The sequence below is a fragment of the Desemzia sp. FAM 23990 genome, assembly GCF_045528485.1.
Lineage (GTDB): Bacteria > Bacillota > Bacilli > Lactobacillales > Carnobacteriaceae > Desemzia.
This window is the reverse complement of record NZ_JBGQQW010000003.1, coordinates 18,501-40,206: the sequence shown is the minus strand read 5'-3', so window position 1 is coordinate 40,206 and position 21,706 is coordinate 18,501. Positions and strand designations below refer to the sequence as shown.

Annotated in this window: 15 protein-coding genes and 2 pseudogenes; 11 read left to right on the top strand and 6 right to left on the bottom strand. The window is 37.6% G+C overall.

Going from position 1 to position 21,706, the window contains the following annotated elements:
* Positions 1 to 168: 168 nt before the first annotated feature.
* Positions 169 to 1,494 (bottom strand): CHAD domain-containing protein, encoded by a 1,326-nt coding sequence (locus tag ACEN4I_RS01665; RefSeq protein WP_407101952.1) that lies wholly within the window; start codon positions 1,492 to 1,494, stop codon positions 169 to 171.
* Positions 1,495 to 1,763: 269 nt separating this feature from the next.
* Between ACEN4I_RS01665 and ACEN4I_RS01660 the strand changes: the two genes are divergently transcribed.
* Entirely contained in the window at positions 1,764 to 3,014 is a 1,251-nt protein-coding gene (locus tag ACEN4I_RS01660) for a dicarboxylate/amino acid:cation symporter (RefSeq protein ID WP_407101950.1), read from the top strand.
* A 56-nt stretch (positions 3,015 to 3,070) separates the two neighbouring features.
* On the opposite strand, the pseudogene ACEN4I_RS01655 reads toward ACEN4I_RS01660, so the two are convergent.
* Positions 3,071 to 3,172, bottom strand: a pseudogene (locus ACEN4I_RS01655) (IS3 family transposase); the annotation flags it as partial.
* An 862-nt stretch (positions 3,173 to 4,034) separates the two neighbouring features.
* Between ACEN4I_RS01655 and ACEN4I_RS01650 the strand changes: the two are divergent.
* A complete protein-coding gene (locus ACEN4I_RS01650) occupies positions 4,035 to 4,754 on the top strand; it encodes a YoaK family protein (RefSeq protein ID WP_407101948.1) in 720 nt (239 codons plus the stop codon).
* A 37-nt stretch (positions 4,755 to 4,791) separates the two neighbouring features.
* Here the strand turns inward: ACEN4I_RS01650 and ACEN4I_RS01645 are convergent.
* Positions 4,792 to 5,007 (bottom strand): annotated as a pseudogene (locus ACEN4I_RS01645) (IS3 family transposase); the annotation flags it as partial.
* A gap of 126 nt (positions 5,008 to 5,133) precedes the next feature.
* Positions 5,134 to 5,976, bottom strand: a complete 843-nt coding sequence (locus ACEN4I_RS01640; protein ID WP_407096122.1) for a helix-turn-helix domain-containing protein — start codon at positions 5,974 to 5,976, stop codon at positions 5,134 to 5,136.
* 412 nt (positions 5,977 to 6,388) lie between these two features.
* Here ACEN4I_RS01640 and ACEN4I_RS01635 point away from each other — a divergent pair, with 412 nt between their 5' ends.
* From ACEN4I_RS01635 to ACEN4I_RS01620, 4 genes are all read left to right on the top strand, one after another.
* A complete protein-coding gene (locus ACEN4I_RS01635; protein ID WP_407101946.1) occupies positions 6,389 to 8,149 on the top strand; it encodes an ABC transporter ATP-binding protein in 1,761 nt (586 codons plus the stop codon).
* The gene (locus tag ACEN4I_RS01630; RefSeq protein ID WP_407101944.1) at positions 8,136 to 9,917 is read left to right on the top strand and encodes an ABC transporter ATP-binding protein; all 1,782 of its coding nucleotides are present in this window, start codon (positions 8,136 to 8,138) and stop codon (positions 9,915 to 9,917) included. The genes ACEN4I_RS01635 and ACEN4I_RS01630 overlap by 14 nt, the downstream gene beginning before the upstream one ends.
* Before the next feature lie 537 nt (positions 9,918 to 10,454).
* Positions 10,455 to 11,195, top strand: coding sequence for an acyl-[acyl-carrier-protein] thioesterase (locus tag ACEN4I_RS01625; protein ID WP_407101942.1), 741 nt, complete (start codon positions 10,455 to 10,457; stop codon positions 11,193 to 11,195).
* A gap of 100 nt (positions 11,196 to 11,295) precedes the next feature.
* On the top strand, positions 11,296 to 12,174 hold the full coding sequence (locus ACEN4I_RS01620; RefSeq protein WP_407096118.1) for a VOC family protein: 879 nt from the start codon (positions 11,296 to 11,298) through the stop codon (positions 12,172 to 12,174).
* Positions 12,175 to 12,247: 73 nt separating this feature from the next.
* On the opposite strand, the gene ACEN4I_RS01615 is transcribed toward ACEN4I_RS01620, so the two are convergent.
* Positions 12,248 to 12,805 carry a hypothetical protein gene (locus ACEN4I_RS01615; protein WP_407096117.1) on the bottom strand — a complete coding sequence of 186 codons (558 nt, stop codon included), beginning with the start codon at positions 12,803 to 12,805 and terminating at the stop codon, positions 12,248 to 12,250.
* Positions 12,806 to 12,984: 179 nt separating this feature from the next.
* Here ACEN4I_RS01615 and ACEN4I_RS01610 point away from each other — a divergent pair, with 179 nt between their 5' ends.
* On the top strand, positions 12,985 to 14,436 hold the full coding sequence (locus tag ACEN4I_RS01610; RefSeq protein ID WP_407096116.1) for a DEAD/DEAH box helicase: 1,452 nt from the start codon (positions 12,985 to 12,987) through the stop codon (positions 14,434 to 14,436).
* A 612-nt stretch (positions 14,437 to 15,048) separates the two neighbouring features.
* On the opposite strand, the gene ACEN4I_RS01605 is transcribed toward ACEN4I_RS01610, so the two are convergent.
* Positions 15,049 to 16,677, bottom strand: coding sequence for an ABC-F family ATP-binding cassette domain-containing protein (locus ACEN4I_RS01605; RefSeq protein ID WP_407096115.1), 1,629 nt, complete (start codon positions 16,675 to 16,677; stop codon positions 15,049 to 15,051).
* A gap of 466 nt (positions 16,678 to 17,143) precedes the next feature.
* Here ACEN4I_RS01605 and nrdD point away from each other — a divergent pair, with 466 nt between their 5' ends.
* The 4 genes from nrdD (at position 17,144) to ACEN4I_RS01585 (ending at position 21,655) form a co-directional block, all read left to right on the top strand.
* Positions 17,144 to 19,336 carry an anaerobic ribonucleoside-triphosphate reductase gene (gene nrdD, locus ACEN4I_RS01600; RefSeq protein ID WP_407101941.1) on the top strand — a complete coding sequence of 731 codons (2,193 nt, stop codon included), beginning with the start codon at positions 17,144 to 17,146 and terminating at the stop codon, positions 19,334 to 19,336.
* 29 nt (positions 19,337 to 19,365) lie between these two features.
* Positions 19,366 to 19,935, top strand: a complete 570-nt coding sequence (gene nrdG / locus ACEN4I_RS01595) for an anaerobic ribonucleoside-triphosphate reductase activating protein (RefSeq protein ID WP_407096113.1) — start codon at positions 19,366 to 19,368, stop codon at positions 19,933 to 19,935.
* 126 nt (positions 19,936 to 20,061) lie between these two features.
* Positions 20,062 to 20,523, top strand: coding sequence for a Dps family protein (locus ACEN4I_RS01590; RefSeq protein WP_407096112.1), 462 nt, complete (start codon positions 20,062 to 20,064; stop codon positions 20,521 to 20,523).
* Between the two features lie 160 nt (positions 20,524 to 20,683).
* Complete coding sequence (locus tag ACEN4I_RS01585) at positions 20,684 to 21,655, top strand: phosphoglycerate dehydrogenase (RefSeq protein ID WP_407096111.1); 972 nt, start codon at positions 20,684 to 20,686, stop codon at positions 21,653 to 21,655.
* Positions 21,656 to 21,706: the final 51 nt, after the last annotated feature.

The window sequence follows — 21,706 nt, the reverse complement described above, 5'->3', positions numbered from 1 at the left end:
CGCTGGATAAAATCTGTAAACATGAGTTTAAAAATACCTTACTATATCAAATGTTATTTGTTTAAAGGGATAAAGAGTGGTCAGTAGGTGCTGCGGAAAATGAGGGATTTCTTAAATAAAGAATAGAAAAGAGGATATCCATCCGGAAAAACCGGATGGCTGAAGAAATCAGTGGAAAGTAAAAGGGTGTTGTTTTAAAGTCGTTAATTGTTTCTCAAGTTGATGAGTCTCATATTGCTGTAAAGTTGAAAAGTCATTCTTTAAGGATTGATCTGCTTCGGCTAAAAAAAATGCATCCAGAACAACCGTATTTTCATAAATATCCGTCACTTTACTCAATGATCTTTGTATTTTTTTCATTTGTTTTTGTTCTTTTTTGTATTTTTTATTTACTAGAGGGGGAAAGCTTTTTAAAATATAGCGGTAAGTCTTTGCTTTTTTCCGCACTTCATGGACCTCTTTTGCATCCTTGTAGTCCAAATGTGAGAGCATCTTTTGCAATGATCGATGTTTTTTCTGAATCTTTTTTTTAGCAAAGTTCTCGAAGTCTTCAGTTTCCAATATTAATGGAACCCAATCAACAGTATCGGCCCATTCCAACAGATTATTTAAAATAGTCCGAAATTTCTTTTGATTACTGGAATGTACCAGTCTTCTTTTTTCTTTTCCGCGATTCTCAGCAAGAACAGCCAATACAGCGGTACCGTTTTCTAATAAACTGGGTTCTTCTTCAATAATCGTGTTCACTCTATCGATCAAAACATCCAACTCACGCAAATGGGAAAATTGTTGAAACGCCTCTTTTGCAGGAACTTTAGCTTTTTGATAGACATTATCTGGCAATAACGGTTTTAGGAAAGAGAGCAATGAGCGGAAGTGGCGAATCTGGACTCGAAAACGATGAGTGGTTTCTTCATCAGCAGGATCTTCAAGAAAAGCTTGATGTAAACTTTGTATCTTACGGAGCTGATATTGGAGCAGTAATCTGACTTTAATGGAATCATTAGTGTCTACTGAACCTAGACGTTTTAAAGAAATAGGCTGATGAAACCACAACAAATCACTTTTAGCAGAATTCTTCAGCTGAATAGCAGCACAGGAACCTTTATCAAATGGTAAGGAAACTCCTGTCAAGTGCTCAATCCAAATGCTTAAAGTAGGCTCATGTCCAACTACGATGGCCGTACAGTCTTTAGGAAGACTATCCAGTTCTTTAGTCAATAACTGAATATCTCCTGCAGAGATAAATTCTTTTTGAACAATATCGGGATTTCCAAAAGACTGAGCCACAATCTCAGCCGTTTCATAGGCACGTGTCAATGGACTAGACCAAATGAAAATTGGGTGTTGTGTATCCAATAAATACCGGAGATTTGGAGCGGAAGCCTGCAGTTCTTTTTTACCTTTGGGAGTTAGTGTGCGATCATAATCTGGTTTATCGTTAGTTTTTTTCTCTGCTATGCCGTGACGAAACAACCATACTTGTCGTCTCATTATATTCCTCCTTCCGATACCAAAGCGTTAACCATACTATAAAAAAATAACCAGCCAATTCTTGTTCACTATTATAGGTACTTATATTATCGCTTCTTTAATGGAATTTATCCACTAATACGATAAGGTGGTTCAGTTGTCTATCGGTTAGAGAATAATGAGTGGAGGAATATCAAAAATCTCCTAGAGTTTATAGGGAGAGTATGATAAGATTGAAACTAATTTATGAAAATAGGATTAAAATCCATATATGTAGGAGGAACCAGCAAATGAAGAGAATTAAAATAGGCTTAGTGCCGAAATTACTCATTGCTATTATTTTAGGAATACTTTTTGGCCAATTGGACATTTTGCCCACCGTTATTTTGCAGATTCCAATTACAATATCCAGTTTATTTAGTAGTGTATTATCCTTTATTATTCCACTCATGATTATTGGTTATGTAATTGTTGGTATTGCGGACTTGACTCAAGGTGCAGGGAAGTTATTAGGAGCGACGACACTTATTTCCTATGGATCAACATTAGTAGGTGGGGTAATTGCTTACGCTATAGCATCAAATGTATTCCCCATATTCATCACTCCTGAACTAAGTGAAAGTGTCACAGATAGTGGTGCAGGTTTAGCAGCCTTATTTACGATTCCCTTAGAGCCGATGATGGATGTCACCTCAGCGATTGTATTTGCATTCTTATTTGGGATCAGTATATCTTGGCTGAGAGGACAAAATAAAGGAGAAACGATTTATCATTTCTTCAATGACTTCAGTGCTATTATTACTCGTATATTGAATTCATTTATTATTCCGGGTTTACCAATTTATATTTTTGGAAATTTCATCAACCTCAGTTATACAGGATCAATTCAATCTATTTTAGCTGTATTTTGGAGAGTATTCTTGATCGTTTTAGCTTTACAGTTATTGGGAGTTGTGGTGTTATTTACTATTGCAGGTATTTACCGTAAAGAAAAACCTTGGCAATTTATTAAAAACCAAGTGCCAGGCTACATCACTGCTGTCGGAACACAATCATCGGCAGCTACGATACCAGTTAACATAGAGATTGCCAAGAAAAATGGCGTCTCACAACAAATTCGGGAATTTGTTGTGCCGCTATGTGCTACGATTCATTTGTATGGAAGTATTACAACGGTCACTTCGTGTGTAACAGCAGTACTGATCATGTATGGAATTCCATTTGATTTTCCGATGATGCTGAGTTTTATATTGGTACTCGGCGTAGCTATGGTAGCAGCCCCAGGCGCTCCAGGCGGGGGGATAATGAGTGCTTTGCCTTTCTTGCCTCTAGTCGGTATTCCTACGGCAGGGCCGATTGCGACATTATTGATCTCACTCTATCTGACTCAAGATAGTTTTGGAACAGCTGCAAATGTCTCAGGCGATAACGCGATTGCGTTGATTGTAGATAAGATTTACCATACTAAAATCTTGAAAGATAAGTCATGGACTCCAAAAAAGAATTTTGAATCTAGTATTTTAGAAGAAAATAATCTATAAGTAAAAAGACTATCTGAAGTAAAAGGGGTGCTGGCCCCTAAAAGTGAGAGTTTTTATTATACAGCTGATTGGCTGGTTTGAGTTCGGTATTCAACCGGACTTAAGCCAGCCAATTTTGCTTTTGCTCGAACATGATTATACCATTCGATGTATTCCTCGTTTCTTGACCTATATTGGTACTGTCAGCTTTGATCAGAATGGGAGATTGGTGTATATTGTGGCTTGTTCCAGTGGGATGCTCTATCCAACGTGAAAGAGACGTTCGTTCGATGAGTGAATGAAGTTTATTCTTCAAGTGAGTATTAAATTGTTTCCCACTTGAAGAATAAAATCGATTTACTCATCAAGTGGACATAAAATTAAGTCTCACTTGAAGAAAAAATTTGGTTTATTCATCAAGTGAACATTAAATTAAGTTTCACTTGAAGAATAAACTAAAATAATAGTGCCGCTGGCTGTCTCTGACTCATATTTTTTTCTATTCAGGCAACATTTAAGGATAAAGGGATGAGAAACACACGGTTTCTTCATTATAAATAATAAATGATAGCCAAAGGACCTTTTAAATATTTTTGGTCTCTTGTAACTTAGATTCTTCACTAGATTTTGCCATAAAAAACGACCTCTAAAAATTAGATTTTGCTCTAACCTTTTTAGGGGTCGCTACCCTTCAGATAATCTTTTTTTCTTATTTTCAGTAAAAAAATAAACTCAATTGATAATTATTCGATGCAACGATGCGATACTACATAAATAGAAGGGAGCACCACGTTAATAAAACATTTCAATAGATAAAGGAAGTTTGTATCCTATTTTATTACTTTAGGGTTATAAAGATCTATTTTGATTAAAAAGAAATAAACAATCAGCACTGTATTATAATAAACAAGACAACAATAAATCATCACTAATACTAGGATTCTCTATAAACACCCTGCGAAAAGAATTTATTAGTAGGTAGATTTAAGTTACACTTGAGGTGTATAATAGATAAAAATGTTTATGATAGAAGGGTTTGTATTGAGAAAAAAAGCACTAAAGATTCAGTTAACGAGTTGGATTTTCCTATTAACTGCAACTGCAGGATTTATGAACGTTGTAACAATTATCTTATTTTCAGCTACTAGCTCCCATCATACGGGGAATTTATCAAACAGTATGATTCATTTAGTAAAAGGGGATTTTGAGGATTTTATTCGTTTGATAATCGTTATACTAGCCTTTTTCTTAGGAACGATGTTGAGTGGGTTCCTATTTCCAGAACAGGCCTTTAAATTGAAACGTCGGTATGGTTATATTCAACTTTTATCGGGCTTAGCGATTGTAGCGGGAAGCATTATGCTTAAGAATCCTTGGTGGTATTTGCTAGAGATAACCCTGATTTTAGGTCTGCAAAATGGTATGTTTGTCTATTATAAAGGGATGATTGTTCGGACGACACATATGTCTGGAAACCTAACTGATGCTGGTTTGGCTTTAGGTAGAAGTTTAGCAGGACGAAAATCCGAGTTATGGAAAGCCCGTTTCCAACTACTGAATCTCAGCTTCTTTCTATTAGGTGGCATAGTTGGTGCCGGCTTATTGCTATATACTAGCGTTGATATTTGGCTTGTAGCAAGTAGCTTATACCTCTTTCTTGGTCTCTTATATTTCTCGTTGTATCATCACGTCAATTACATAAAATCAACCCATGATGAATTTGAAATAAACGGAAAACACTTATTTGATTATTTAAAATAGGCTTAGATTGGATTGTCTACACTAAACTGTACAAAATTTATATGGCCTGTGATCTGAAGTCCAGTGGACTCTTGTAGCCCAAGGTTCCGTGAATTCTGAACTTGTTGAACCAATTAATGTAATCAACCAGTTCTAGTCTCAGATGGTCTAGACTTTCAAACTGTTCCTGATAAATAAATTCTGTTTTGATCACTTTAAAGGCAGCTTCTGCTACCGCATTGTCATACGGACAACCCTTTTTACTCTTCATTCGAATTTTACAAGACCTTAATTTTATTGTCCAACTAAGTGTAGCCTATCCATTTTAGCAGAACATTTTATAAATACCAGAACCAGTGCCAGAGAACTTCTTTTGATAAGACAAAAAAAGAAATAAAGTCTATTTAAACTTCATTTCTTTTTGAAAAAGGGTCGGAGGCTTTCCGTAATACTTTTTAAATAATTTGCTAAAGTAATAAGCATCTTCGTAGCCTACCAGTTTTGAAATCTGGCGGATACTGATTGCTATGTCCTCTTCAATGATCTCTTTAGCTTTAGATAACCGCAGTTGAATGAGGTAATTGATCAAGGTTTCGCCAGTATGATCTTTAAAAATACGTGATAAAGAAGCAGGGCTAGTGTAAAAATGCTGAGCAATTTGGTTTACGGTAATGTCTTCCATGTAATGATTTTCAAGAAATAGAACCACTTCATCTACCAAACTGATTTTTTCTTTTTCTTCTTCTGTCAGCAATAACGAACTTTCTGTTAAAGGCAGCATAGCAGCGTCTCGTAAAAGTAAAACAAATAATTTCAATACTAATGATTTCAACAATAACTCTGAACCGGCTTTTGATTGTTCGCGTTCGATCAGAATTTCTTGGCAAGTATCAAAAAAAGAATGGTTGTGTTCAGATAGTTTAATGATTGGATTCGTAATAGGAAAATAATCTTTTGGGAATCGATCAACGTTAAAATTACGGATACCAATATGAATTTGGACATTTCTCATTCCCGTATCCGAGTATTCATAATGACTGATGCCCGGGTTAAAGAGTACGACGGTTTGTTCGCTTAGACGAGTAGTGTTCCCCTCTATATTATAGAAAATTTCTCCGCTGACGATCACACTCATTTCTACAAAATCATGATGGTGATTTTTCCCTTGAAAACGATCTTTAGATTCTGCGTCAAAGATATAAAGGATCTCTGGGTTAAACGTTTTTGCATCAATTTTTAACATGCTTACACCCCACTTCATGTTACGGCAATTATTTTGAACATTCAGAATAAAGCTATATTCAAATTATAGGTTATCTGAAAAGCGAACTCAATAAGGAAGATCGATAGAAATGGCGGAAATGGTTTTTTATAGCGCTTACAAATCTATGCGACATTTCTTTAGTTAAATTAGGCTAGAGAGTATAAAAAAGAAAAGATTTAAAGGCTAACCTGTTGCTAACGCGTTAGTTTATACTGTTTGACTAAACCAGCTCCTTATCTTTCGAAGTATCATTTTTCTATTTTTTCGTCATGTCTCCCAAGCCAGCTCCGTATCTTAAAATTTTATCCATTGTTTTTGTTTATTATGTCCATTTTATGGGTGGTTGTTTTGGTTTATGATGTGGGTAATTGGTTGGGGAGGGGTGTGTTTTATGGCGAGTTTTCGTTGGGTTTGGGGATATATCAAACCTAGTAAACTGAATTGGATTTGGGCGAGTTTGTGGACGGTTATGGTAGCTTTGTTGAACATCGTGACGCCTTATATCGGAGGGATGATTGTAGATGAAGTGATTGATAATAAGCGTGGTTCTTTGTTGGTACCCTTATTGATTATCATGGTCGTCGCGACGGTATTGCGAACAGTATTGCGATATGTTTATCAAATGATGTTTGAAACGATCGGGCAGGAAGTTTTATTTCAAATTCGAGAAGATCTCTATGTCAAACTGCAAGAAATGGATTTCGTTTTCTTTAATACTACTCGTGTCGGGGATATCATGGCACGAATGACTGGGGATACAGATGCTATCCGGCATGCAGTTTCCTGGGTGTATTTTAACGTGCTGGACAATATTGTGCTTTTTATTTCCGCTATTGCTTTTTTAGGCGTAATTCAGTGGCGATTGATGCTGGCAATGCTGGTTGTCACGCCGTTTATTGGGATATTGACCGTCATGTTATCATCTCGGGCAAATGCAGCTTATTACGAGATTCGGGAAAGTTTTTCCAGATTAAACTCCATGGTAGAAGAGAATATCGGGGGGAACAAGGTCGTTAAGGCCTTTGCAAATGAAGACTATGAAACGAAAAAATTTAACAAACGAAATGAAGATTATAGAGAACGCAATTTATTTTCAGCTAAAATTTCGCGTACGTATTTGCCGGTATTGGAAACGTTGGCTGGCTTGCTGTCGGTGATCTCTATTGGATTAGGGGGATTCTTTGTTATTAGAGGGTTGATGACTGTTGGAGAACTAGTTGCATTCAATGGGCTGGTTTGGATGCTGAATGCCCCTATGCGGAATATTGGGGGATACATGAATGATTCGCAGCGTTTTATTACCGCGACGTATAAAATTCGAGAAATGCTGTCTGCTCAGCCGTTAATTCCTGTTGAGCTGCAGAGAAGAGAAAAACGCATCAAAGGAGAAGTAGAATTCCAAAACGTCTCTTTTGCTTTTGCGGATGACCCGGACAATAAAGTATTGGAGAACATTTCGCTGAAAGCTTCTCCTGGTCAAACGTTAGGGATTTTAGGAGAAACGGGCTCAGGGAAATCAACTTTAGTGAATCTCATTTCCCGCTTCTTTGATCCTACAGAAGGAATGGTATTGATCGATGGGGAAGACATAAAAAATTGGAATGTACGGGAATTGAGGAAAAATATTTCAATCGTCATGCAAGATGTGTTCTTGTTTTCCGATACGATCAAGAAAAATATTTCTTACGGGACACCTCAAGCTACATTTGAAAATGTTCGAAAAATGGCTCGAGTTGCTGATGCCAGTCCGTTTATTGAAAAAATGCCGGAACAGTACCAAACTTATTTAGGAGAAAGAGGGAGCGGATTGTCCGGTGGGCAGAAACAGCGGCTGTCGTTGGCACGTGGATTGATGAAAGATCCCTCTATTTTAATTCTCGATGATACGACTTCAGCAGTTGATATGGAAACTGAAGTGAAAATCCAAGAAGGAATGAAAAATGTGAGTTTTGCGAAGACGACTTTTATCATCGCAAACCGGATTTCATCTGTGAAAAATGCTGACGAGATTATTATTTTGTCTAAAGGGAAAATCATCGAACGAGGCAAGCACCAAGAACTGCTCCAAAAACAAGGGGCTTATTACGATATCTACAAAGAACAGCTTGGACGATCAGAGGTAGAGGAGGTATCCGAAGATGGCAGAGAATAGTTTTGAAGAGGACAAGCAGTTAGCAACCAAATTCAATAAAGAAGACTACAAAAGAATCGGAAAATATTTAACGCCGTATAAAGTTTCCATCCTGAAAATATTTGCGGTCATCATCTTTTCCAATTTAGTTCTAGTCTTAGGACCTTTTTTAACCAGTATTGTTATTGATGAAACCATTCCAAATCAAGATAGAACCCAGCTTCTTTGGATTACGGTACTGTATGCATTGGCTATTTTCTTTAATGGTGCTGCTGTACGATACCGATTGTACAACATTACTGAATTGGGGCAAAATGTGTTAAGGGATATGCGGTCTGATTTATTTAACCATTTGCAGCGGTTGTCATTTTCGTTTTACGATACACGGCCGCATGGGAAAATTTTAACTCGAGTGGTCAACTACATCAATACGTTAAGTGACTTACTGTCAAATGGGGTCATCAATGTATTGTCGGATATTTTAAGTATTGTGGTGACTTTGGTATTCATGTTCTCTCTAAATGTCACGTTGACGCTATACAGTTTTATTTTGTTGCCGGTTTTATTTGCGATTACAATGGTGATCAAAAATAAACAGCGGGTGGCTTATGATGAGCTGAGTATTGAACAAGCTAATTTAAATGCTTATATTCACGAAAGTATTGCTGGGATCAAAACGACGCAATCTTATACACGTGAAGGAATGAATTACGATATCTTTTCTAAATTTAGTGACAACCAACGAAAAGCTTGGATGAAAGCCGTTCGAATACAATTTCTATTGGGACCCTTTGTCCAAAACATTGCCACTATCACGATCGCTTTTATCTATTTTGCTGGGATCAGAGGATTAGGAGTGGATGTATCGACGGGGATTTTAATTGCTTTCGTCGGGTACGTGAACAACTTTTGGAATCCCATCATCAATTTAGGGAACTTTTACAACTCCTTGGTTTCGGGTTCGGTTTATTTGGAACGAGTGTTTGAATTGATGGATGTGGAACCCAGTATTAAAGACTCCGAAAATGCTTTTGAAATGCCGCCTGTAAAAGGAGATGTGGAATTCAAAGACGTGACTTTTGGGTACAAAGAGGGACAAACGATTTTTGAAGAATTGAATTTCCACGTAAAACCTGGTGAAACGATAGCGCTGGTAGGGCCGACTGGAGCAGGTAAGTCGACGATCACCAATTTGATCAGCCGCTTTTACGATGTGCAAAAAGGGGCTATTTTAATTGATGGTATTGACATACGGAATGTGACACTGGATTCATTGCGCAATCAAGTAGGGGTCATGTTGCAGGATACGTTTATCTTTTCGGGAACGATTTTAGATAATATTCGTTATGGGAAGTTGGATGCTACAAGCGAAGAAATTGTAGAAGCAGCCAAGATCGTTCGTGCTGAAGAGTTTATCGATAGTATGAAAAATGGTTATCGAACCGTTGTGCAAGAACGAGGCAGTACGTTGTCAGCTGGACAACGGCAATTGATTTCTTTCGCTAGAACGCTGCTGGCCGATCCAAAAGTGTTGATTTTGGATGAAGCAACATCCAGTATTGATACGCAAACAGAAATTCTTCTGCAAGAAGGGTTAGACCGCTTATTGGAAGGTCGAACAGCATTTATTGTAGCTCACCGTTTATCGACTATTCGAAACAGCGATCGTATCTTCTATATCGGCGATAAGAAAATATTGGAAGCGGGAAGTCATGAGGAATTGATGGCGAAAAAAGGATTATATTATCAACTGTATCGGACACAGTCTGATTTATTGCAAAAGGTATAAGTTAAAGCTGAATTTACCACTAGATTTTTTTCGACCATAACAGGCATGAATGAAGAAATTCATTCATGTCTATTTGTATGAGAAAATCACTGATAAATCTTCTGAATAAAGAAAAAAAGGATTAGGATACACTTTTTTAGATTCTTATTGGGTTTGACAGTGAAGTAACGTGTCTCTATTTAACAAAACGCTAGGATTTTAGGGTTGGATTATGAAGTAGTGTGTCTCTACTTAACAAACCACTTGGATTTTAGGATTGTATTGTTCAGTAACGTGACTTTACTTAATAAATCGCTAGGATTTTAGGATTGGATTATGAGGTAACGTGTCTCTACTGAATAATTTACTGTGATTAGTGGATTGGATTATTCAGTAGATCGACTCTAGCGAACAAACCCCTGCGATTTCTGGGCCAGATTGTGAGCTAGAGGACTTTCTAAACTCTAGACGCATGGCATAGAAGCAAAACGTCTTACTCCACGTTCTATTTTTTTATGGTATTCTTATTGGTATGAATATAAGAAATGAGGACATCAAATGAGTGGAAAAATTTATGAAGCAAAACATCTAGTGAAATATTATGAGTGTGATACCAACAAGAAAATGACATTGCCTATGTTGGTCAACATCATGATCCATACTTCAGGCGAACAAAGTCATTTATTAGGTGTTGGGGACGATGTTGTAAATGAAATGGGATTGTCGTGGGTTATTTTACAATATGAAATGAACTTTAATCGCGTACCTGAATTTGCTGAAGAAGTGACGATCACAACACAAGCATTGTCCTACAATAAGCTGTTTTGTTACCGTGAATTCAAAGTCTACGGTGCAAATGGAGAAGAGTGCGTTACTGCTAAAACAACTTTTGCTTTGATTGATAGAGAAAAACGGAAAATGGCACGTATTCCAGAAGAAATTGTGGCACCATATGAGGTTGAATTTAATAAAAAATTGGTGCGTACAGCTAAACCGGAAAAAGTAGGAACTGAAGCAACTTCAACTGAGTATCGGGTACGTTTCTTAGATATCGATCGCAATCAGCACGTCAACAATTCAAAATATTTTGATTGGGCGCTAGATACATTAGACTACGAATTTTTAACATCTCATGACTTAGACTACGTCAATATTAAATTTGAAAAAGAAGTTCATTATGGAAATATGATTACAAGTTCCGTCAGTGTGATTGAATTAGAAGATGGAAGAATATCTACGGCGCACAAAATCACTACTGGCGAGACCGTGAATTGTGAACTGAGCATCATTTGGAAATAATAAGGGCTGAAAAAAGCAAATTATCCTTGTAATTAATGTGTCTGTCCTTTACACTTGTAAAAAGTAAGTAAATAAACAGGGTATATGAAAGGATAGAGAGATGTTTAAATTAAATGAGAATACAAAAATTGGAAAAGTAGTATTGAATGTTGAAAATTTAGAGAATATGAAAAATTTCTACAATCTATCTATTGGATTAGATATCAAATCAGAATCGGCTAAAGAAGTTTCTTTTGGACCGCATGGTGAAGATAAAGTGCTTTTGACATTGCAGGAAGTACCTGCTTCAGGAGAAAGAGGTCGTTTTGCTGGGTTATACCACTTAGCTCTTCTATTGCCGTCTAGAAAAGATCTAGGAGAAATCTTGTATCATTTATTGACTGCAAAATATCCACTAACAGGAGCTAGTGATCATGGTTATAGTGAAGCTCTTTATTTAGATGATCCAGAAGGAAATGGCGTAGAAATCTACTGTGACAAACCAGTAAGCGAATGGGATATTCGTGAAACGGGTGAGATCGCTGGAGTTACAGAACCAATGGATGCAGAAGGCGTAATTGCTGAAGCTAAAGAAGCTTTCAAAGGTATGCCGGCTGGAACTTATATGGGACACGTTCACTTATTTGTTTCAGATTTGCAAAAAACAGAAGACTTTTACCAAGATCTATTAGGATTTGATTTGAAATACAACTTCGGTTCGCAAGCGAAATTCTTCGCCGCCGGATTGTACCACCACCAAATCGGTTCTAATGTCTGGGCAGGTACAAATATCCCTGCAGCACCTGAAGGAACAAGAGGAATGGACTACTACACTATCGAATTGGACTCTGTCGAAGATTTTGCTAAAGTAAAAGAAGCCTTGGATGAAAAAGCTTATGCTTACACATTAGATGAAGCAGCCAATACGATTGCCTTAGATGATCCAAACGGCATCCATATCGTTATTGAAGTAGCGCAGAAAGTAAAAAAAGGCGTTTAGCCTATCAGCTTTGATTAAACAAGAACGGCAAAAAAGCCAGAGGACAAATGTTCTCTGGCTTTTTTGGCATTTATTAAGATTCACTCGGATCTCTAGGAGTTCCTGGTGAAAATGGAATACTTTGCTCATTAGTGGTTTGTTCCTTGTTAGAAGTTTTTGCTGGAATATTATCTAGTGAAGGATCTTCATTCGTATCAGCAGGCTTTCCTCTATACGCTTCAGATACTTCACCAATGTTTGAAAGCGTAGGATCGTCTTTTGATTTGATCGGCGAACGGTTTAAGTCTGTACCTTTTCCATTCGTACCTGCTCTTTGTTCAGATAAAATAACGTAACCGCCATTTTTGATAGTTTTATTGTACCGTTCGGTTGTATCAGCATCTAAATCATATGCACCAAGCGGGTTGTTTTCATCACCGTAATTGAATAATTTCGGGTGCCCTTTTTCTACTCCTTTTTTGTCTGCTACCGGATCTACATTTGCTATAGTAAGAGATTCTAAAGCGCCTTTATTTGCGCTGTTGGTTACGACAATAATGTCTGATGAGGTGTACCCATCGGTTAATAAATGTTCTATTTCAGCAGCAGTTTCTTCTACAGAGATATATCCACCTATTACTTTTTTGACCATTGTACGAATTCCTCCTTTATTTAGCTTATGTTCATTTACAATAGTAACAAAATTTGGAAGCGAACCCAAATGATTGAATTGTGTCCGAAAAGTCACGGAGTAGAAGATAACTCTCAGAATCCTTATACATCTAAGCGAAATCCTGTTATACTGTAAAAAAAAGAACGAAAGAGGCTAACATGAATAAAGAAACTAGTTTTAAAGATTTTGCAATCAGCTCTGAAATAGTAGAGGCCGTAACAGATCTTCGTTATTACCACCCAACAGCAGTCCAAGAAAGAGTCATCCCTGTTGCATTACAAGGAGAAGACATTATTGTTGAAGCTCAAACGGGCAGTGGGAAAACCGTCAGTTATGGAGTACCATTAGTAGAAAAGGTAGAATGGGCAGAAAATAAACCTCAAGCTTTAGTTTTAACTCCTACAAGAGAACTTGCGACACAAGTAAAAGAAGATTTAACCAATATTGGACGATTTAAACGTGTTAAAGTCGCGGCAGTATTTGGAAAATCCTCTTTTAAAAAACAACAATTAGAATTGAAACAAAAAAATCATATTGTAGTCGGTACTCCAGGGAGATTACTGGATCATTTGCAAAAAGGAACCTTGAGCTTGGAAAAAGTTCGTTACCTAGTGTTGGATGAAGCAGATGAAATGTTGAATATGGGGTTCATTGAACAAGTAGAATCGATTATTGAATTTGTACCGAAAGAACGCCAAACATTACTATTCTCGGCCACTATGCCAGAAGAAGTGGCGCGACTAGCCGGTTTCTACATGCGTGAAGAAAAAGCATCTATTCAAATTGAAACAGCAGAAGGCAGCAAACCGAACATTCACCAGTCATTTGTGAAAGTGCAAGAAGAAGAGAAAGAACGTCAGCTTCTGAACTTGTTGACGGTTGAAAATCCGGATAACTGCATGATTTTCTGTAATACGCAAGCAGCTGTAAACGAGGTACACAGTTTCTTGAGCAAGGCAGGATTGCCGATTGATAAGCTTCACGGTGGAATGTATCAAGATGACCGATTTGATGTGATGAAAGATTTTAAAGAAGGTCGTTTCCGTTATTTAGTAGCGACCGATGTAGCTGCTAGAGGGATCGATGTGGATAACGTGACTCATGTCATCAACTACGACGTTCCTGTGGAGAAAGAAAGTTTTGTCCACCGTACTGGTCGTACTGGCCGCGCTGGAAAAAGTGGATTGGCGTTAACAATGGTAACTCCAAAACAAATGAGCTGGTGGAGAGAAGTTAAGGAATATACCCATCAAACATTTGAAGAAATTCCAATGCCAAATGCTCGATTAGTACAACGTCATCAACGCGCATTCGATGAAAAAATCGCTACACGTCCACCTTTGAAACGTCCGCGTGAAAAAGAACTGAACAAAAACATTACTAAAGTTTATTTCAATGGCGGTAAAAAGAAAAAACTGCGTGCTGTCGATTTTGTTGGAACGATCGCCAAAATCCCTGGAATCAATGCAGAAGATATCGGGATCATTACGATCCAAGAAGGCTCGACTTATGTGGAGATCTTGAATGGTAAAGGACAACTTGTGATTGAAGCAATGAAGACCAGAACGATCAAAGGAAAACAATTAAAAGTTTTTAAAGCAAAAAAATAAAATCATGGAGTATGGCTTGTGAGCTGCCATGCGCAATTTGCATAGGAATAGAGTCATGAGGATTTTAATCGCTGTATTTGCCGAAGAGCCCGTCCAGAAAAATTCTGGACGGGCTCTTCGGCATCTTTATCTTGAACAAATAGGCTTGATTGAGAAGACGAATAAGGTCTATCTCAGAAGAAAAAGCCCCTTATTAGTCAAGTGGGAATTTATGTGAAGCTCACTTGATCAGTAAACCAGTACTCTATGATAATTGAACTCCCTCTTAGTACCATATTTCACTGTTTGAAAGCACTATATGGTAGTTGAGCACCTGTTTAGTACCCTATCTCACTGTTTGAAAGCACGATATGGTAGTTGAGCATCTTACTAGTACCGTATCTTTCTGTTTGAAAGCACGGTATGGTAGTTGAGCACCTTACTAGTACCGTAACTTTCTGTTTGACAGTTTTATTAGTCAAGTGGGAATTTATGTGAAGCTCACTTGATCAGTAATCTACTTTTATAGATAGATAAACAGAAAAAGCACTCCCGCTACTGAATAATTTTTCAGTAACGGGAGTGCTTTTTAGTGAGAGGTTTTTTGTCCTAATTCTCAATAATTAGTCTAGATTATTTTGCGTAAAGTTCTGCGATTTGTTTTTGAACTGTTTCATTGTCCAAGAATTCATCGTAAGTGGTTTCCGCACGGTCAACAACTCCGTTTGGTGTCACTTCAATAATGCGGTTCGCGATTGTTTGGATAAATTGGTGGTCATGTGAACTAAATAGTAATGAACCTTTGAAAGCGATCAAGCCATTGTTCAATGCTGTAATAGATTCTAAGTCCAAGTGATTAGTAGGGTCATCCATTACCAATACGTTGGCTTTACTTAACATCATTTTAGACAACATACAACGAACTTTTTCTCCCCCTGAAAGGACAGAGACTTCTTTCAGTACTTCTTCACCAGAGAACAACATACGTCCTAAGAAGCTGCGTAAGAATGTATTGTCACTTTCTTCTTTAGAAGCATACTGACGCAACCAGTCAACGATCGTTAACTTGCCATTTGCAAATTCAGCTGAATTGTCTTTTGGTAAATAAGATTGAGAAGTGGTAACTCCCCATTTGATCGTACCTGAATCAGGTTCCATTTCACCCATAATGATTTTGAAGAGAGTTGTGATAGCAATATCGCTTTCTCCTGTGAAGGCTACTTTGTCATCTTTGTTCAAACTAAAGCTGATGTTGCTCAAAATTTGTTTGCCATCGATAGATTTAGAAATGTTTTCCACACGCAATAAGTCATTTCCAATTTCGCGTTCAGGTTCGAAGCCGACAAATGGGTAACGGCGAGTAGAAGGTTGGATATCATCCAAAGTAATTTTTTCCAGTGTTTTCTTACGAGAAGTTGCTTGTTTCGATTTAGAAGCATTTGCACTGAATCGAGCAATAAAGTCTTGTAGTTCTTTTACTTTTTCTTCTTTTTTCGCGTTTTGGTCAGCTTGCAATTTAGCAGCTAGTTGACTAGACTCCAACCAGAAGTCATAGTTTCCAACGTACAATTTAATTTTACCAAAGTCTACGTCACACATATGTGTACAGACTTTATTCAAGAAGTGGCGGTCATGAGAAACAACGATGACCGTATTTTGAAAATTGATTAAGAACTCTTCCAACCATTCGATAGACTTTTTATCCAATCCATTGGTAGGCTCATCCAATAATAGAACATCTGGTTTGCCAAATAAAGCTTGAGCTAATAAGACTTTCACTTTTTGTCCACCAGATAATTCACTCATTTTTAGGTAATGCAAGTCTTCTTGAATGCCTAACCCTTGTAGTAATGTAGCTGCTTCAGGTTCAGCTTCCCAACCATTTAAATCTGCAAATTCTCCTTCAAGTTCGGCAACTTTGATGCCGTCTTCGTCAGAAAAATCAGGTTTCATATAAATAGCATTTTTTTCTTGCATAATGTCATACAAGCGTTTGTGGCCCATAATAACAGTGTCTAAAACCGTTTGGTCTTCATAATCATAATGGTTTTGTTTTAAGGTTGCCATACGTTCATCTGCAGCCATAGAAATATTCCCGGTAGATGGTTGGATTTCACCAGATAAAATTTTTAAAAAGGTTGATTTTCCAGCACCATTTGCTCCAATCAAGCCATAACAATTCCCTGGAGTGAATTTTAAATTCACTTCATCAAATAATTTACGATCAGGAAATTGCAAACTTACGTCCGATACAGTGATCATTAATTTATTCCCTCTATTCTTTATATTGTCGCAGGTCAACTAGTTGTATGTCTCCGGCTTCCAATTTTTTGTTGATCGCGCAACAGAAATTTAAAGTAGAACTCCACAACCAGTAAAAGCCCGATTAGTTCAACTAACATTCAGCGGAGTAAATTGCACCACTAAATGAAGTCTCACTTTATCTGCATAATTTTAGCATACTAATATTTAGAAAGCGATAGTATTGTGCTTTTTCTCATATTCAATAGTAACAATTTGTTCAAAATGAATGAAGATAAGATGGATACAGGACAGAGGGAATTTAATTTAAAATTGGTCAAATGTTATTGCTATTTTTATTTGTGATGTTTATAATATGGTTATCCATATATAGATTGTTTTATTGGATTTACATACTATATATAGTGTTTAGTAGGATTTTAAATATGTTAATAAATGAACTAATTAATAGTGAGTGGGGTAAAAAATGATGAGTCCATTAGTTGTTACGACGAAAAATGAGATGCTGAATGTGATCAAACGAGATGATCGGATGATACCGTATGACCTCGATAAAATAATGAATGCTTTGATGAAGTGTTCATTACAAGTAGAAAATCTGGTAGATGAGTTCCGCATGACTAAAATTTACACTTTAGCTTTGCAAATCGACCACGAAATAGCTCATCGCTTCAAAGAAGACATCAAAATTTATGAAATACAAAGCATTGTGGAACACTGTTTAGTGGAAGCTGGGGAAACTAAGATGGCCGAAGCTTACATCCATTACCGGAGTATGCGGGATATTGAGCGACAACAGTCCACAGATGTCAATCAGTCGATCAACAAGCTGCTTTCACGAGACGAGACCGTTATCAATGAAAATGCGAATAAAGACAGTAAAGTGTTCAATACTCAACGTGATTTGACAGCAGGAAGTGTAGCCAAAGCAATCGGATTGCAAATGCTGCCTAAGCATGTAGCAAATGCCCACTTAAAAGGAAATATCCATTTTCACGATTTGGATTATCAACCTTACTCACCAATGACAAACTGTTGTTTGATCGATTTTAAAAGCATGTTTGAAAACGGTTTTAAAGTTGGGAATGCAGAGGTGGAATCACCAAAATCGATCAATACGGCTACAGCCCAAATGGCACAAATCATTGCCAATGTTGCTTCTAGTCAGTATGGCGGATGCAGCGCCGATCGGGTAGATGAATTGTTGGCGCCTTATGCGGAAAAGAATTACCAAAAGCATATAGCAGATGCAGAATATTGGATCGATGGAAAAGAAAGAAAACACAAATATGCATTTGCTAAAACCAAAAAAGATATTTATGATGCTATGCAAAGCTTAGAGTATGAAATCAATACCCTTTATTCGTCTAACGGACAAACTCCTTTTACAACACTGGGATTTGGACTAGGAACGAATGAATTTGAACGAGAGATTCAAAAGGCGATTCTACAAGTGCGTATTGAAGGGTTGGGAAAAGAAAAAAGAACCGCTATTTTTCCAAAACTGGTCTTTACATTACGTCGTGGAGTGAATTTAGAGGCGCAAGACCCTAATTATGATGTGAAGGCATTAGCAGTTGAATGCAGCACTAAGCGGATGTATCCGGATGTTCTTAGCTACGATAAAATCGTTGAATTGACAGGCAGTTTTAAAGCTCCAATGGGGTGCCGTTCTTTTTTACAAGGCTGGCAAGATGAAAATGGAAATGAAGTAAATTCCGGGCGTATGAATTTAGGCGTGGTAACGTTAAATCTGCCGCGCATTGCTCTTGAATCGAATGGAGACAAAGCGAAATTCTGGAATGTGTTCAGCGAGCGTATGCAGGTCGTGAAAGATGCTTTAGTTTATCGCATTGGTCGAGTAAAAGAAGCGACACCAGAAAATGCGCCTATTTTGTACAAATATGGTGCATTTGGCACGCGCTTAAGTGATGAAGACGCAGTGGATGAAGTCTTTAAACACAAACGCTGCACGGTTTCGATCGGATACATCGGGTTATATGAAGTCGCGACTGTTTTCTATGGTCCAAATTGGGAAACCAACAAAGAAGCTAAAGAATTTACTATAGAGATAGTGCGTCAAATGAAGCAAAATGCTGACGTTTGGGCTGCTGAATACGATTATCACTTTAGTGTTTATTCTACGCCTTCTGAAAGTTTAACAGATCGTTTTTGCCGATTGGACAAACAGAAATTTGGAGAAATCGCTTGTATTACTGATAAAGAATATTATACCAATAGTTTTCATTATGATGTGCGCAAACAACCGACTCCATTTGAAAAAATCGAGTTTGAAAAAGTCTATCCGCAGTATTGTTCCGGCGGCTTTATCCATTATTGCGAGTATCCAGTACTGCGTCAGAATCCAAAAGCTCTGGAAGCCGTATGGGATTTTGCGTACGACCGAATAGGTTATCTAGGTACGAATACTCCTATCGATCATTGTTACAAATGTGGGTACAATGGCGAATTTGAACCAACCGCTAAAGGTTTCCAGTGCCCAGCGTGCTTCAATACAGACCCAATGACTTGTGATGTGGTAAAACGGACTTGCGGGTATTTAGGGAATCCGCAACAACGCCCAATGGTCCATGGACGTCATGAAGAAATCGCGGCGCGTAAGAAACACATTACAGATGAACGCACTTATCTTGTTTAAAAGCATAATGAGTGGAGGAGGACGATAAAATGGCGCCTAGAATTCCACAGCAGCCAAAACCTAAAGCTTGGCTGTCTGAAAAGTGGACCCAGAAAAAAATAGCGGACTATAAACCCTTTAATTTTGTGGATGGAGAAGGTATTCGATGCAGTGTTTACGTCAGCGGATGCTTGTTCAACTGCCCGGGCTGTTACAATAAAATCGCTCAAGATTTTTCATACGGAGTAGAATACACACAACAACTAGAAGATCAAATTATTGCTGATCTAGGACAGACTTATGTCCAAGGGTTAACTTTGTTAGGCGGGGAGCCGTTCTTGAATACGCCAGTATTGCTGCAATTATGTGAGCGTGTACGACAAGAATTCGGCCGAACAAAAGATATCTGGTCGTGGACAGGTTACAAATGGGAGAATCTGCAACAGGAGTCTGCGGATAAGTTAGCTTTACTCCATTATGTGGATGTCTTAGTAGATGGTCCTTTTATCTTAGCTGAGAAAGATTTAACGAAAGCCTTCCGTGGAAGCCGTAACCAACGGATCATTGATGTAGCCAAGACGAAATCAACCGGTGAAATAGTCCTTTATATTGATGATTGATTATGGTTGATAAAAAGATCAAAATTTTTGTAAAAAAGAATGGTTTTAATTGACAAATTATATGGGTTTGTTTATAATAATTATAAGGTAATAGAAAAACTAAACAAAAACAAGGAGGATTTTTTCATGGCAAATCAAGAAGTACAAGAGTATTTGAACAACACAGTAGCAACATTGGGTGTATTTTATACGAAATTACATCAACATCATTGGTACGTAAAAGGATCTCACTTCTATACACTGCATGAAAAATTTGAAGAATTGTATGATTCAGTTAATGAAGTTTTCGATGAAGTAGCTGAACGGTTGATCACGATCGGCGGTAAGCCTTACTCTACATTGAAAGAATTTATAGATCACTCAGCTATTCAAGAAAGTCCTTATACAACAGAAAAAGCGGCTACTGAAATGGTGGAAGCAGTTGTGGCTGATTTAAGATTATTAGCAGATAGTTTAACAAAAGGAATCGAATTAACGGGTGAAGCTGGAGACGACGTGACACAAGACTTATTGATCGGGTATAAGACCGATGTGGACAAAAACATTTGGATGTACCAAGCGTTCTTAGGAGAAAGCCCAGTAGAATAACCATTTATTAAAGAGGTCAGGAAAACAAACATTCCTGGCCTTTTTTTTTCAGGTCTTGCAAAATCCTTTATTGATTCAATGAATAGGAAAGATTTCTTTTCTAATAGGAAGAAAAATGACATAATAGAGTTGAAGTCGAGTTTGAATAGGGGGATAACGAATGAACGAAAAAGGTATTTGGTTATTGAATGAAATGAAACCCGAGCACTTTAAAAAGGCGCAAGAAATAGCACCTGATTATGACTTGATTAAAGGGTGGGAGGAAAACAGTGAACTGGATTACCCTGTAGAAAAGATTGAAGTTGTTTACGGATGGGATAAAGACAAAGTACAAAAAGCAGGCTTATTCGATACAGAAGATAGCCAATTAAAATGGATACAAGCCAGTTCAGCTGGAGTGGATTACATGGACTTGACTCATTTGGAAGAACAAAAAATCTTGTTAACGAACGCTAGCGGTATTCACAGCGTACCTATTGCGGAATCCGTATTCGGGATGTTGTTGGCATATGGAAGAAAAATCCAGCAAGCCGTTATAGATCAGACGCAACATGTTTGGAGAAAAGAGCAGGTACTGATGGAGTTGTCTGGTAAAACGATCATGATCGTAGGAACTGGGCACATTGGTAAAGAAGTAGGGCGCTTGGCAAAAGCCTTCAATATGAATACGATCGGTATCAATCGAAGTGGTAGAGAAGTAGAGAACATGGATGCGATCTATCAACAACCTGACTTAACAGATCATGTGGAAAAAGCAGACATTGTAGTCAATATTTTACCGTTAACTTCTGAAACAGAACATTACTTCGATGAGAAAATTTTTTCTCAAATGAAAGAGGGAACTATCCTTGTAAATGTTGGACGCGGCCCGACAGTGAAGACAGAAGATTTGATCCAAGCTTTGGATAATGGAAAAGTGGCTTTTGCGGGATTAGACGTTTTCGAAGCGGAGCCGCTGGAAAACGACAGTCCTTTATGGGATAGAAACGATGTGTTGATCACACCGCATATCTCAGGAAATGCTGAACACTACAATACACGCTTATTTGATATTTTTGAAGAGAATCTACAGGCATATATTGCCAAAAAAGAGTTGCCGAAAAACTTAGTCGATTATGAAAAAAGTTATTAAATAAACAGGGCATTTGCTTCAGCTTTCATTAAAGCTGAAGCAAATGCCCTA